At 52.3% G+C, this 13,703-nt stretch carries 12 protein-coding genes and 1 riboswitch; of the genes, 1 reads left to right on the forward strand and 11 read right to left on the reverse strand.

Annotation, left to right across the window (positions count from 1 at the left end; translation table 11 throughout):
- Positions 1-6: 6 nt before the first annotated feature.
- Positions 7-1,026: a sirohydrochlorin cobaltochelatase gene (locus tag ACI6NM_RS06920; protein WP_158358283.1), complete on the reverse strand. Its 1,020-nt coding sequence runs from the start codon at positions 1,024-1,026 to the stop codon at positions 7-9.
- A gap of 211 nt (positions 1,027-1,237) precedes the next feature.
- A riboswitch (cobalamin riboswitch) is annotated at positions 1,238-1,430 on the reverse strand.
- Positions 1,431-1,600: 170 nt separating this feature from the next.
- On the opposite strand from ACI6NM_RS06920, the gene ACI6NM_RS06925 reads away from it, so the two are divergent.
- Positions 1,601-2,782, forward strand: coding sequence for an iron-containing alcohol dehydrogenase (locus ACI6NM_RS06925; RefSeq protein ID WP_022274105.1), 1,182 nt, complete (start codon positions 1,601-1,603; stop codon positions 2,780-2,782).
- An 87-nt stretch (positions 2,783-2,869) separates the two neighbouring features.
- On the opposite strand, the gene rpiB is transcribed toward ACI6NM_RS06925, so the two are convergent.
- The 10 genes from rpiB to ACI6NM_RS06975 form a co-directional block, all read right to left on the reverse strand.
- Complete coding sequence (gene rpiB, locus ACI6NM_RS06930) at positions 2,870-3,310, reverse strand: ribose 5-phosphate isomerase B (protein ID WP_022274104.1); 441 nt, start codon at positions 3,308-3,310, stop codon at positions 2,870-2,872.
- Positions 3,311-3,395: 85 nt separating this feature from the next.
- Positions 3,396-4,550 carry a chorismate synthase gene (gene aroC / locus ACI6NM_RS06935; protein WP_158358286.1) on the reverse strand — a complete coding sequence of 385 codons (1,155 nt, stop codon included), beginning with the start codon at positions 4,548-4,550 and terminating at the stop codon, positions 3,396-3,398.
- Between the two features lie 11 nt (positions 4,551-4,561).
- Positions 4,562-5,611, reverse strand: a complete 1,050-nt coding sequence (locus ACI6NM_RS06940) for a lactonase family protein (protein WP_158358288.1) — start codon at positions 5,609-5,611, stop codon at positions 4,562-4,564.
- 165 nt (positions 5,612-5,776) lie between these two features.
- Positions 5,777-7,489 carry a DEAD/DEAH box helicase gene (locus tag ACI6NM_RS06945; RefSeq protein WP_022274101.1) on the reverse strand — a complete coding sequence of 571 codons (1,713 nt, stop codon included), beginning with the start codon at positions 7,487-7,489 and terminating at the stop codon, positions 5,777-5,779.
- A gap of 207 nt (positions 7,490-7,696) precedes the next feature.
- Positions 7,697-8,899 carry an MFS transporter gene (locus ACI6NM_RS06950; RefSeq protein WP_262427058.1) on the reverse strand — a complete coding sequence of 401 codons (1,203 nt, stop codon included), beginning with the start codon at positions 8,897-8,899 and terminating at the stop codon, positions 7,697-7,699.
- Positions 8,900-9,138: 239 nt separating this feature from the next.
- A complete protein-coding gene (locus ACI6NM_RS06955) occupies positions 9,139-10,215 on the reverse strand; it encodes a HigA family addiction module antitoxin (protein WP_262427059.1) in 1,077 nt (358 codons plus the stop codon).
- Entirely contained in the window at positions 10,208-10,579 is a 372-nt protein-coding gene (locus ACI6NM_RS06960) for a hypothetical protein (RefSeq protein WP_262427060.1), read from the reverse strand. The genes ACI6NM_RS06955 and ACI6NM_RS06960 overlap by 8 nt, the downstream gene beginning before the upstream one ends.
- Positions 10,580-10,734: 155 nt before the next feature.
- Positions 10,735-11,424, reverse strand: a complete 690-nt coding sequence (locus ACI6NM_RS06965) for a response regulator transcription factor (RefSeq protein WP_022273262.1) — start codon at positions 11,422-11,424, stop codon at positions 10,735-10,737.
- Positions 11,425-11,436: 12 nt separating this feature from the next.
- Positions 11,437-12,915: a sensor histidine kinase gene (locus ACI6NM_RS06970; protein ID WP_262427061.1), complete on the reverse strand. Its 1,479-nt coding sequence runs from the start codon at positions 12,913-12,915 to the stop codon at positions 11,437-11,439.
- A gap of 149 nt (positions 12,916-13,064) precedes the next feature.
- Positions 13,065-13,703 (reverse strand): cyclodeaminase/cyclohydrolase family protein, encoded by a 639-nt coding sequence (locus tag ACI6NM_RS06975; protein ID WP_022273264.1) that lies wholly within the window; start codon positions 13,701-13,703, stop codon positions 13,065-13,067.

Here is a 13,703-nt window from a genome sequence, read left to right on the forward strand (position 1 = left end):
CGCTTCCTATCTGGCAAGGCTGTCCATGGCAGCCTTCGTGTGCTGTACATAGAGCTCCCGGATGGCCGGGATCTGTCCAAGCCCCTCCAGGACGCACTCCGTCTCGTATCCCTCTTTATTCAGGACCGATTTCCAGGAGTCCTCCTCGTCACCTGCCATATCGTTATTGGCATGATCGCCTGCCACCACCATCAGCGGCCGGAGCACCACCCGTTTATAACCGCCGGCTTCCTTTAAAGAAGCGGTCACATCCTCCAGAGACGGCTCTGCCTCCACTGTGCCGATGAAGTAATCTGTATATCCTGCCTCCTTAAGGGTTTCCTGGAGCCTGGGATATACCTGGTTGGAATCGGCCTCGGTTCCGTGTCCCATATAGCAGAACGCCGTTTCCCCGTCGTCGTACTCCGCCATGGCCTCTGTAATAGCCTTTGCCACAGCGTCAAAATCCGCATCGCTGGTCAGCAGCGGATCCGCCAGGACCACCTGTTCAAAGCTCCCTTCATACTCCTCCAGCTCCTCTGCCAGATCCATGTATTCAAAGCCGTCCATCAGATGGGTGGGCTGGACCACCAGCTCCGTGATCCCGTCTGCCGCCGCTCGGTCCAGGGCCTCCTTTACATTGTCGGTCTCCAGGCCGTCCCGTTCCTTTAATTTATCAATGATGATCTGGCTGGTAAAGGCCCGCCGTGTCTCTGTCTCCGGAAATGCCTCTGCGATGGCCTTCTCAATGGCGCCGATGGTAGCCTCCCGGCTTTCGTTGTAGCTGGTGCCGAAGCTCACCACCAGGATCGCTCTTTTTCCTGTTTCCTTATTTTCTGTCAATGCAGCCCCCTCCTTTTCCTTGTTCTCTTCTCCGGAAGCCTGGGATCCCTCTTTCTCCGCAGACGTTCCTGCCGTTTCTGTCCCCGTCTCCGCGCCTGCCGCCGCCGGCTTCGTTTCTGTACCTCCGTTTCCGGAACACCCGGTCATCCACAGGGCCGCCGCCAGCACACCTGCCATCAATCCTGCCATTTTGTTTTTCCTCATTCTTCATTCCTCCATTTTTATTTTCCGCGCGCCGGGCGTATTCCGGACGGAGGAAATGGAGCCGGAAAATACAGGGATCCCAGGCCTGCTGCCCATATGGTCCAGGGTCAGGCGCGCACATAAAGAAAACCCTCTGCTTATTAAAAATAAGTAAAGGGGCCCCTGCACAAAAATCACCGTACTACCAGTTACTCGTGGTCCGGAACTGCAAGTTCCCGTACAACAGCCGGGCAGGTCTCCTGGCTCATAGATCATCGCATCGGCCGCCTTCCCGGTTTCCCAGTGGCAGAACATGGCCTCCGCTCCCTAAATACAGTGACGAGTTCGTACAGGATTCACACCTGTTTCCCTTTTCACCAGACCCGGATCACATCCGGTCTGACACCCGCTGTTTTATTCAGTTTTTAACGTCCATTGCGTTTTATCCAGTATAGCATGGCGGTCCGTGGTTTGCAAATGTTATTTTTTTCACATTTTTCTTCCCTGGTACTTGACATTTGGCAAAAATATCGTTAAAATATTAACTATAAGGTAAACATATGAATTTCCGAATCTTTTAGGAGGGTATGCAGTTATGATGAGATTTACATTACCGAGAGACATGTACTACGGAAAAGGCGCTTTAGAGGACTTAAAGAACCTTTCCGGAAAAAAAGCCATCGTAGTTTCCGGCGGCAGCTCCATGAGAAAGGGCGGCTTCCTGGATCAGATCGAGGGCTACTTAAAAGAAGCCGGCATGGAAGTGAGATTCTTTGAAGGCGTTGAGCCGGATCCTTCCGTAGAGACCGTAATGCGCGGCGCAAAGGCCATGCAGGAATTCGAGCCCGACTGGATCGTAGCCATCGGCGGCGGCTCCCCCATCGATGCTGCCAAGGCAATGTGGGCCTTTTACGAGCATCCGGATACCACCTTCGAGGATCTGATCGTTCCCTTTAACTTCCCGAAGCTGCGCACGAAAGCGCATTTCTGCGCCATTCCCACCACATCCGGAACTGCCACAGAGGTAACTGCTTTCTCCGTTATCACAGATTACTCCAAGGGAATCAAGTATCCTCTGGCAGACTTTGAGATCACACCGGACGTTGCCATCCTGGATCCCGTGCTGGTTGCCTCCCTTCCGGCAAAGCAGGTGGCTTACACCGGTATGGACGCTCTGACCCATGCCATCGAGGCCTACGTTTCCACCTTAAACTCCCCGTTTACGGATCCGTTAGCCATCAAGGCCATCGAAATGGTACTGGATTTCCTTCCGGCCTCCTATAACGGCAACCAGGATGCCAGAGAACAGATGCACTATGCCCAGTGTCTTGCAGGCCAGGCGTTCTCCAACGCCCTCTTAGGAATCGTACATTCCATGGCCCACAAGACAGGCGCAGCCTTCTCCACAGGCCATATCCCCCACGGATGTGCCAACGCCATCTACCTGCCCTATGTGATCAAATACAATGCCCATGAGCCGGAAGCAAAACGCCGCTATGCAGACATTGCCAGAAGAGTGGGCCTTGGCGGGACCTCTGAGGAATCCCAGGTAAACGCTCTCTGCGAGAAGATCAAAGAATTCAACCGGACTTTAAATATCCCGTCCACTTTAAAAGAATTCGGCATCGACGAAGCAGAGTTCAAGTCCAAAGTGGCTGAGATCGCAGCAAACGCCGTGGGCGACGCCTGCACAGGCTCCAACCCCAGATCCATCACACCGGAGCAGATGGAAAAGCTCTTCGTCTGCACCTACTATGGAACAGAGGTAGATTTCTAAATCCCATAATTCCCCTTTATATAACTCCCTTTTATACTCACTCAAAAAGGACTGGTGCCCTCCCGGCTCCAGTCCTTTTTCAACCTTCTAGCGGTTTTCTATATCCATGATCATATCGACCCGTCTCTGATGGCGTCCGCCTTCAAACTCAGCGGCCAGCCACTCATCCACGATCATTTTTGCCAGCTCGCTTCCGACTACCCGCGCCCCAAAGGCCAGAACGTTGGAATTATTGTGCATTCTGGAAAGCTTTGCCGTATAGGGCTCGCTGCACACGCAGGCCCGGATCCCCTTTACCTTGTTGGCAGCCAGGGAGATCCCCACGCCGGTGCCGCAGATGGCAATGCCCAGGTCTGCTTCGCCGGAAGCCACGGCCCGGCCCACTTTTTCTCCATATACCGGGTAATCGCAGCTATCAGAGGTATCGGTCCCTACGTTCATGACCTCATAGCCCTTTTCCTCCAGATGCGCTTTGATGATGTTTTTCAGCTCCACTGCGGAGTGGTCGTTTCCAATGACGATCTTCATGCTCATTTCCTCCATTTTTTTATTCACCGGCCTCTGCCGTTTTCAGGACAGCCCCGTCTTCCGGGTTTCCGTCAATTCTCCAAAATCAATTCTCCTCTATGTCCGTTCCCTCCACGTTCTCCACCTGAAAGAACAGCTGAATCATATCCAGCCGGGAGCTCATGGACACCAGGAGCATGTCCATCACGGTCAGAGCGGCCATGGCCTCCACCACCACCACTGCCCGCGGCACCACCACAGGATCGTGGCGGCCTTTAATGGAAAGCTCTATGTTTTCCCCAGCGCGGCTTACGGTCTCCTGGCTCCTGGAAATGGACGGCGTGGGCTTAAAGGCCGCCCGGAATACCAGATCGCTGCCGTCGCTGATCCCTCCCAGAACGCCGCCGGAATGGTTGGCCGTCTTTACCACCGAGCCATCTGCCGCCATGCGGTAGCCGTCGTTATTTTCCGATCCACTGGATCTGGCGGCCGCGAACCCGTCTCCTATTTCAACCCCCTTTACAGCTCCGATGGAAAGGATGGCCCTGGCCAGGTTCGCGTCCAGCTTTTCAAACACCGGCTCTCCCAACCCCGCCGGGAGCCCCGACACCACGCACTCCACCACGCCTCCGGCAGAATCCTGGTCTGCCATCCGCTCCTCCAGATACCGGGCAGCCCGCTCTGCGGCCTCCGGATCCGGCATATATAAGGGATTTTCCTCCGCCGTCTTAAGCGCCTCCGCCCCCGGCGCCAGCGGCCCGGAGGATATCTCCACAGGACCGATGGAACGGGTGTAGGCGCAGACAGAAATATTCAGGGCTTTTAAAAATTTTTCTGCAATGGCTCCGGCCGCCACCCGGCCGATGGTTTCCCGGGCGGAGGACCGGCCGCCGCCCCGGTAATCCCGGAAGCCAAACTTCTCATCAAAGGTATAATCCGCGTGACCAGGCCGATAGCAGCCGGCGATCTCCGAATAGTCCCTGGAGCGCTGGTCCCGGTTCCACACGATCATGGAAATGGGCGTTCCCGTGGTCTTTCCTTCAAATACGCCGGATAAGATCTCCACCTGGTCGCCCTCGGACCGCTGGGTGGTAAATCTGCTCTGGCCCGGTTTTCTCCGGTCCAGGAGAGCCTGTATATCTGCCTCACATAGGGCCAGTCCCGCAGGACAGCCGTCGGCCACCACGCCGATGGCCTTTCCATGGGATTCTCCCCAGGTGGTCACTTTAAATAATGTTCCAATGGTCGATCCAGCCGCCATATCTACATCTCCTAACCTATTTTTACAATTTCACAGCAGTTGGGCTCATTGACCGCAACGCTCCGGTCGCTCATGACCAGAAGCCCCTTCTCATAGTCGATATGGAAGAAGGAAATATTTCCCCCGTGGTTGATGGCTGCCAAATGCTGGCCGTCCGGGAAAATGGCGATGTCCTTGGGATATTCCCCGCTGATGGGCAGACAGAACTTCAGCGTGAGCATTCCCGTTTCTGTGTCCCTCTCATACATGGATACCGAATTGTCCCCGGCGTTGGAGCAGAACAGATAATTCTCATCCGGAGAAAGACGGATGGCGCAGGCTGCCGTAAGCTGGTTGGGATCGTCGCCGGTGGTGGCAATAGTCTGGACCTTCTCCACCTGAGGCGTCCTGTCTCCGGTCTGGTATGAATATACGTCGATCACGTTTTTTAATTCATGCAGCAGATAGAAAAATTTTCCATCGCTGCTGAAGACAAAATGACGGGGCGCCGACTCCAGCTCACTCCTTATGGTGTCCACCTGGGCAATGCGGCCCTCTCCTCTGTCAAACCGGTACACCTTGACCTGGTCGATCCCCAGATCCGCCACCATTAAAAACTTCTCGTCCGGCGTCATACGGCTGCAGCTCACATGAGGACGGAAATTCCGTTCTGCCACGCTCCCCAGCCCCTTATGGAATACGCCGTCGGTGATATGGCCCACAGAACCGTCCGGGTTCAGCCGGAGCACCGTCACCTTTCCATCGTGGTAGCCGGACACGAAAATGTAGTCGTTTTCGGGGCTTGTGGAGATCTGGCACCCCCGCATTCCCTTGATATTTGCGCTGTTCACCCTGGACAGGCTGCCGTTCTGCAGGATGCGGAACGAGACCACGCCCTCGTCGGCAATGGAGTACAGCATTTTTTTATCCCTGGATACGGTCAGGTAAGAGGAATTATCCACCTCCACCTCGCAGCGGTAGATGAATTTTCCCTTTTCCACGTCCACATCGTAGACCGTGATCCCCTTGGCCTTTCCCGTATAAGAATAAGAACCAACATAAGCCATGTATTTTCCAGTCATAGATCGTTCCTCCCGGATCTTGCTTTAGATATTTCCCCCGCATGGGACGAAATCCCTGTTCGGTTTTTTTTGCACAAAACTGTAAAGCCGCCGGACAGTTATGTATATTTTACCATATTCCAGGATATTTGTGAACGAAAATTTATACAAAATATAGAAAATACCCTATTTCCGGTTGGCGATCTCCACCCGGACGTTCTTTCCGCGGATCTTCACCTGCTTCATGGCCTCCATGACCATTTCCGCCTGGTTTTTGGGAACCTCCACAAAGGTATATTTATCATACATGTCGATGCTCCCCACCATACGGCCCGGGATCCCGGTCTCTCCCGCAATGGCTCCCAGGATATCTCCCGGCTTCACATTCTGGTTCTTTCCCAGGTTGATAAAGAGGCTTGCCATGCCGCTCCTGCCCGACCGGCGGCCTTCGTACTCGTCCAGATCGTCAAAGCGTCCTCCCCGTCCTCCCCGGTAATTTCCGCGGCCGTCTCTCTGGCCCCGGCCGTCGCGGCCCCGGGATCCGCCTCTCCTGCCCAGATCCTCCAGATCCCTCAGAGGTCTCACATCCTCGGCAATATCCTCATAATCGTCGCCCATGGACATTTTAAGGAAGGCGGCTGCCAGCTCCAGAGAGGAATAATCCTCAGCCAGAAGACGCTTTTCGATGATGGCCGTCATCCGCTCCAGCTCTCCGTCATTCATGATCTCCTGGACCTCATCCAGGATCTTTTCCGCCTTGATGGCCGTCACATCGTTTAAGGACGGGATGGACTGGGGCACGATCTTCGTCTTGCAGAACCGCTGGATATCCCTGAGCTTATAGACCTCGCTGCCCACAGCCAGACTGAAGGCGCGGCCTTCCCTTCCTGCACGGCCGGTCCGGCCGATCCGGTGGACGTAATACTCGTCGTCCTGGGGGATGTCATAGTTGAACACTGCCTCCACATCATCCACATCGATGCCCCGGGCCGCCACATCCGTGGCCACCAGGATCTCTGTGGCTCCGTTCCGGAAGCTGTCCATGACACGGTCCCTCTGCTCCTGCTTCAGATCCCCGTGAAGGCCCTCGGCGAAATAGCCGCGGCCCTGGAGGGCCTGCACCAGCTCATCCACCTGCTTCTTCGTATTACAGAAGGCCACAGACAGCTTAGGGGAATACAGGTCCAGCAGACGGCACATGACCTCCACCTTATTCCTGGGCTTCACCTCGTAATAATACTGGGTCACCTTGGGAACGGTCAGCTCCTTTTTTACCACCCGCACCATCACCGGATCCTTCTGGAACTTCTTTGCAATGTCTGCAATGGCCTGGGGCATGGTGGCAGAGAACATCACCGTCTGCCGTTCCTCGGGAAGAGCGCTTAAGATGGTCTCCATATCCTCCAGAAAGCCCATGTTTAACATCTCGTCGGCCTCGTCCAGCACCACGGTCCGGATCTCATCGGTGCGGATGGTCTTTCTCCTCATGTGATCCATGACGCGTCCCGGAGTTCCCACGATGATCTGGACTCCGCCCTTTAAGGAACGGATCTGTTTTACGATCTCCTGGCCTCCGTAGACCGGAAGGACCTTGATCCCGGACATATATTTCGCCAGGCGGCGGATCTCCTCAGCCACCTGGATGGCCAGCTCCCTGGTGGGGCATAAGACCATGGCCTGGGTCTTTCTGCTTTCCGGATCCATCTTCTCCAGCAGCGGGATACCGAAGGCCGCCGTCTTTCCCGTACCGGTCTGGGCCTGGCCGATCATGTCGAGGCCCTCTGCCTGGACGGGGATAGACTGGGCCTGGATCGGGGAGGCAGCCTCAAAGCCCATGTCTGTCACTGCGCGCAGAATGCGCTCATCTAAATTTAATTCGTCAAATCTTACTGTTTCCATTGTCTGATTTCCTTTTCTTTGTTTAACTTCCATATATATGGCTCCCCGCCGTCCAGGGCGGTTTTGCCAGCAAAAAAGAGAAGATCCAGGCCTTCCCCGAATCTTCCCCAGTTTCATTCGTATGATACTATAACAGTTCTGCCGCCATGTGTCAAGCGGCATCTTTTCATATGGAACAACAGCGTTTCCATCGGCGGCTGTCCGTCCTTACTCTGCCGCGTTTTTTCCTCCCCTGTATCTCATATATCCAATGGCTGCCAGCATTCCAAAGCCATAGATCACAAAGGTACAGAAAAACGGGAGCTTTGCATGGACCGAATAGATAAATCCGGCTGTCAGGGAACCGGCAATGCTGCCCAGAGACTGGGTGGCGTTGAAAAATCCCATGACCAGGTTTTTCTGCTCCGGTCTGGACTGGACGGTGATCATGCTCTGGAGCACCGGCACGCTGACGGAATATCCCGCATAAACGATCACGCCCAGGGCGATGAAGATCCCGATATTGGGCACCAGGGCTGTTCCCAGGGCCGATACTGTGCAGACGGCAATGATCACTGCCATGGACCGGCGGATCTTTGTCTTTGTGATGATCCAGATACAGAGCGTCGTATTGGCCACAAAGGATACCAGACCCACAGCCGCCTTGATGATCCCGTTATAGGACGAGGTCAGCCCCAGCACATCCTTTAAGTAGTAGTTGAATGCCTGGTCAAAGGCCGTGTTTCCAAAGTTGATCAGGATATTCACTGCAAACAGCATGGCAAAGGCCACGCTCATGAATTTCCGGCTGTCAGCAAAGGCCTGGAAGGGATTGGCCTCCTTCATCAGCTGCTTTTTCGGCACCTGCTTTAAGCTGGTCTTTCCGTCCGGCAGACAGATCAGATAAAAGCCCACAGCCACGGCGATCAAAAGGGCCGCCTGGGCCAGGAACGCCAGCTTCACAGAAAATTCCCCCAGGAAGCCACCGATCATATAGCCGAAGGCGCTGGCCACGCTTTTTATGGTGGCGTTGATGGTCAGATATTTTCCCTGGTCCTCCGGAGCCGCCGTATTTACAATGTATGTCAGGAAGCTCACAAAAATACCGCCGGTAAAAAGTCCGGCGAACATCCTGGCCAGGACGATCTGAAGCTCTGTGGTGGCGTAGGCGAACCAGATCTGGGCGACGCCGTAGCCCATGCAGCAGATCAGAAGAGACATTCTGGAGGATATGTATTCGTTGATCTTTCCCCAGAAGGGCGACAGAAGGAAGTTGGTGAGCATCATGGCCGCCAGGGCCAGTCCGAACATGTAATCATGGAGATTCAGATCCTGGATCACCGTCGGAGTCACCGGATGGGCGAAATTTGCCGCCAGATTAAACAGTACCATCACAAAAAAGAATAGAAAGAACCGCGTTTTGTACTTCATAATCCCCTTTTCCTTTTCCAAAAAATTCTCACTGTTCTTATTATAATTCTTTCAGGCAGAATGTTCAACCGATATTTATATTTTTGCATAAAATACAGAAAAATTCCATTGGAATACAGAGTTTCTGATCTCATATCAAGTCAGGTATTTATACCTGCACTCCACCAAAAAACGGACTGGTCTGATCGCAGCAGATCTGATCCTGTCCGTTTCGTCTGTCCATCAACGCCCTTCTGTCATTAAGATATTTTTACTTTATATTTATGTCTTAATGAATTCAGCTCCCAGTCATCATATCTGACCAGTCCGTCTTTTTGCAGCCTTCCCAGAACGATCCCTGGATCCCTGTCGATCAGATCTGCAAATTCCCTGATCTTTGTTAAAGTAAACATATTTCCTCTGACAAACTGCTGGTACTCATCCGGTTCGATCAGCAGATCGGCAGCAAACCGATCTGCGGTCTCCTCCTTCTCCCCAGTTTCTTTCTCAAACGAAATTCCATAATCTCCATGAATGATATGGCCTATTTCATGGAACAGCGTAAACCAGAATGTATCTGCATTTAACCGTCTGTCATTTACCATAAGCATCACATTTTTTTCAAGTCTTTTTGTTGCCCCATTGATCTTAGAGCCTGGCAGATTGGGCAGGATGACCAGGATCACACCTGCTTCAAAAAAGGCTTTTCTGATCAATGGGTAAAAATCTTCATGATTCCGTGTTAGCGATAACGCATAGCGAACCATCTGCTTAAATTTGCTTTTGTTGTATTTAGGGGCATTCGTATTCAACGCCTTATTAATAGCGATCTGAACCATAGCGTTTGCCTTGATTATATTGGTATTGGACAGTTCGACCGATGCGCTTCTGAAACTTACAGCCATATCTCTTTTTGCAAATACAGACAATGTGGAAACATGTAAAAACCTTCTTACCTCGACGATCTGGTCATCTATTTTTCTGGGCAGATCGGGCAGGCCAAAATTTTCCCGGAAATATCTGTAATCCAGAGCCTTGAAAATTTCTCTTTCCTGTTCTAATTCCTTTTCTGATTTAAATTCTGCGATTAAAGCATCATAGGAATTCTGGAGATTCAGCCAGTACGAAACCGTAGTTCCAATCATACGCGACAGTTTCATTGCAATATCAATTGAAAGGCTCTGTTCTCCTCTAATAAGAAGACTGAGGTTTTTAGGGGTCGTATCCAGTCTTTTCGCAAAATCTTCCTGGGTCAATCCACTTTCATCTACTATTTCTTTAATATAATAGCCCGGGTGAAACGCAATTTTGTCATTATACTCAATATAATTATTCATAATGTCTGCTCACCTCCGAAATTTCTATTATTCTGACTTTTCCTGCTATCTGATCGATATTACACGGAACGTAGGGAGTTCCATTTTCATCCAGCGGCTGTAACAGGATCCTCCATGGATCTCTTCTGGATCTGACATCGATCGCAAAATATCCTTCCAGATCTCTTCCACTTTTATGTTTAAGTTTATGAAAATGGAACGCCGGCTGAACCACGATATCTTTTAGTACATCTGCCTGCTCAAGAGCATTGATTCTGGATAGTAAGCTCACTGATAACTGTAAATCTCCATGAAACAATTTCTTAGCAGCTTTTACATTCGTACATTGTGATCTAAGTGCTTCCGATGCATATACCAGTTCCAAGCCATTCCTCCCGTTTTTATTCAAATTACCTGTCGGGTAATTTAATTGTATCATCATTTTCAGTCCCTGTCAACGTCTCCGCTCTGTCAGAACACTTTTCCATATAAAACAGGATCTCCCTGCAAATACAAGGAAATCCTGTCTTTAAACTGTATTTATACCTTAAACCGGTACCCCACGCCCCAGATCGTCTCAATGTACTGGGGCTTGGCTGTATTCATCTCGATCTTCTCACGGATCTTTTTGATATGCACCGTGACCGTGGCGATATCGCCGATGGACTCCATATCCCAGATCTTGGAGAACAGCTCCTCCTTGGTGAACACGTGGTTGGGATTCTGGGCCAGGAAGGTCAGAAGATCAAATTCCTTGGTGGTAAAATTCTTTTCCTCCCCATTTACATAGACCCGTCTGGCTGTTTTGTCGATCTTAAGGCCCCGGATCTCGATGATATCGTTGGCCGGCATCCCGCTGCCGATGAGGCGCTCATACCGGGACATATGGGCCTTTACCCGGGCCACCATCTCGCTGGGGCTGAAGGGCTTTGTGATATAATCGTCGGCTCCCAGTCCCAGACCGCGGATCTTGTCGATGTCGTCCTTCTTGGCCGACACCATAATGATCGGGGTGTTCTTATTTTCCCGGATCCTCTTGCAGATCTCAAAGCCGTCCACGCCGGGCAGCATCAGATCCAGGATGAAAAGATCAAATTCCTCCTCCAGGGCTCTCTTAAGCCCGGATTCCCCGTCGTTCTCGATCTCCACCTCAAAGCCCGAAAGCTCCAGATAATCCTTCTCCAGCTCCGCAATGCTCTCTTCGTCTTCTACGATCAAAATTCTGCTCATAACCTTCTCCTTTTACACGCTTGTCTTCCTCAGTACAAAATGGATCTCTGTGCCGATCCCTTCTTTACTGGTGGCCCAGATCCTGCCTCCATGGTCCTCCACGATCTTCTTTACGATGGAAAGTCCGATGCCGCTTCCTCCCTTGGCTGAATTTCTCGAGGAATCCGTCCGGTAGAACCGGTCAAAGATATACGGCAGCTCTCTGGGACCGATGCCCTTTCCGTTGTCCTCGATCTCCACCTGAACGAAATCGCCCACATCCAGGATCCGGATATTGATGATCCCTTTTTTCTTGTCCATGTATTTCAGGGAATTTCCAATGATATTGTTGATGACCCGCTTCATCTGCTCGGCATCGGCGATGACGTATACGTCCTCATCCACATAATTGAAATATCCCAGCTCCACGCCCCTGGCCTCCAGCTCCAGCCCCACCTCGTCGATGCAGTCCCGGAAGTAGTTGGCCACATTGATCCTGGAAAACGTATAGGGGATCTTGTTGGTGTCGATCTTGGAATAAAACGTCAGCTCGTCGATGAGCCGGTCCATGTCGTTGGCCTTATGGTAGATGGTACGTATATATTTGTCCAGCTTTTCCGGCGACGAGGCCACGCCGTCCATGATCCCCTCCACATACCCCTTGATGGCCGTGATGGGAGTCTTCAGATCATGGGAGATGTTGCTGATCAGCTCCTTGCTCTCCTTGTCGTACTGGACCTTTTCCTCCGTGCTCTCCTTTAACCGGATCCGCATTTCCTCAAAATTCTGGCAGAGCTGTCCGATCTCATCGTCATCCTCCACCTCCAGGGTAAAGTCCAGGTTTCCGTCCCGGATCTTCTTGGTGGCCTCCTGGAGCTTTCCAATGGGCCGGAGAATGGACTGGTATACCCAGACCGTCAGCACCGCCCCTGTGATGAACAGGATCATCACGCTGGTGACCAGCATCTCAAAGATCATGGACTTGGCCTCCGGCACCATATCCATTACATTGGTCACCAGATAGACGCCGCCGTCATCTCCGTCCGGAAAGGTGAACTCCCGGATCTTTAAAAGATGCTCCGTATCCTTATCCAGGAAATTTCTCCAGGACGACGGGGCTGCTGCGTCCTCGTAACCGAAAAACTCCTGCTTCAGCTCCTCCACAGTGGCTGTATCGCCCACAAAGAGCAGATTCTCCGCCTTCCGCACCACCAGGAACGAGTGCTTCATGGAAAGCCTCCCGTTCAGATCCGCCAGGTACGTCTCATTGCTGAACTTCCCCGTATCCGACTCCAGTACCTTATCGATCTCCTTCTGGATGGACTCCGTTAAGTGGCTGAAGACCCGGATGGATGCGCCGGAAAACAGATCCACATCCTCTGAAACGCCGTAGGTCTCGCTGAATACCCTGGCCTGGTAATTGTTGAGCCCGATGATGGCCATATAGATCAGCGTGATGGGAACGACTGTGATGGTGAGGAATGCGATGGCAAGCTTTGTACGGATCTTCATAAACGCCGCTCCCCCTTTTTCACATGTTTTTTTTATTATACCATACTTTCCCACCTTATTTATAAAACTATTATAAAAAATGGCAGAAAGAAGGCCCCGGGACGCGGAAAAAGCGCCCGGGGTCTCCAATTTTTTTAATATTCGTATTTTTACACCAGATCCCTGGTCAGTGCGGAAAGCTCCATGACCGCCTTTTCACCGTCCATGGCCGCCTTTTCAAGCTCTGCCACCTTCGCCGCCATACGGGCCACAAATTCCTCGTCCTTGATGGAGCCCAGGTTGATCTTTACGTTAAGGAGGGCGCTGAGGACCGCGGTCCTGGCCATCATGGAAGCCACCAGACCGTCTGTAACGGCGTTGGCGTTTCCTCGCTCTACCACAGCCCCAGCCACATGGAAGATCTTAAGGGCCGTTTCTGCAACTGCCAGAGGCACCTCTGCGGCCTCCTTTAAGCCGTTCTGCATGGCCTCTTTTCTGGCCGCCTTTTCCTCATCGGTATTTTTCGGCATACCCAGGGCGTTCATATACGCGGTGAAGGATTCCGTATCCTTCTGGATGGAATCGATCAGCTCTTTTCTGAGAGCCGCTCCCTCTGCCGCCAGACCCTTCATCTCCTCTTCCACATCTGCATATTTCGCTTTCCCGATGGTCAGGTTCGCCACCATTTCTGCCAAGGCGGCTCCCAGGCCGCCGGCTAAGGCTGCAACACTTCCGCCGCCCGGAGCCGGAGCGTCAGAGCCTGTCACTGCCGCAAATTCTTCCACAGATAAATTTTTTAAGTCTGCCAC

Origin of the sequence: Pilosibacter sp. YYHA0881 (assembly GCF_051602715.1) — a bacterium.
GTDB classification, from domain to species: Bacteria; Bacillota; Clostridia; order Lachnospirales; family Lachnospiraceae; genus Alitiscatomonas; species Alitiscatomonas aceti.

Bases quoted from the DNA above. Each gene is read 5' to 3' on its own strand.
- ACI6NM_RS06920 (WP_158358283.1), bottom strand. From the start codon at position 1,026: ATGAGGAAAAACAAAATGGCAGGATTGATGGCAGGTGTGCTGGCGGCG.
- ACI6NM_RS06925 (WP_022274105.1), top strand. From the start codon at position 1,601: ATGATGAGATTTACATTACCGAGAGACATGTACTACGGAAAAGGCGCT.
- rpiB (WP_022274104.1), bottom strand. From the start codon at position 3,310: ATGAAGATCGTCATTGGAAACGACCACTCCGCAGTGGAGCTGAAAAAC.
- aroC (WP_158358286.1), bottom strand. From the start codon at position 4,550: ATGGCGGCTGGATCGACCATTGGAACATTATTTAAAGTGACCACCTGG.
- ACI6NM_RS06940 (WP_158358288.1), bottom strand. From the start codon at position 5,611: ATGACTGGAAAATACATGGCTTATGTTGGTTCTTATTCTTATACGGGA.
- ACI6NM_RS06945 (WP_022274101.1), bottom strand. From the start codon at position 7,489: ATGGAAACAGTAAGATTTGACGAATTAAATTTAGATGAGCGCATTCTG.
- ACI6NM_RS06950 (WP_262427058.1), bottom strand. From the start codon at position 8,899: ATGAAGTACAAAACGCGGTTCTTTCTATTCTTTTTTGTGATGGTACTG.
- ACI6NM_RS06955 (WP_262427059.1), bottom strand. From the start codon at position 10,215: ATGAATAATTATATTGAGTATAATGACAAAATTGCGTTTCACCCGGGC.
- ACI6NM_RS06965 (WP_022273262.1), bottom strand. From the start codon at position 11,424: ATGAGCAGAATTTTGATCGTAGAAGACGAAGAGAGCATTGCGGAGCTG.
- ACI6NM_RS06970 (WP_262427061.1), bottom strand. From the start codon at position 12,915: ATGAAGATCCGTACAAAGCTTGCCATCGCATTCCTCACCATCACAGTC.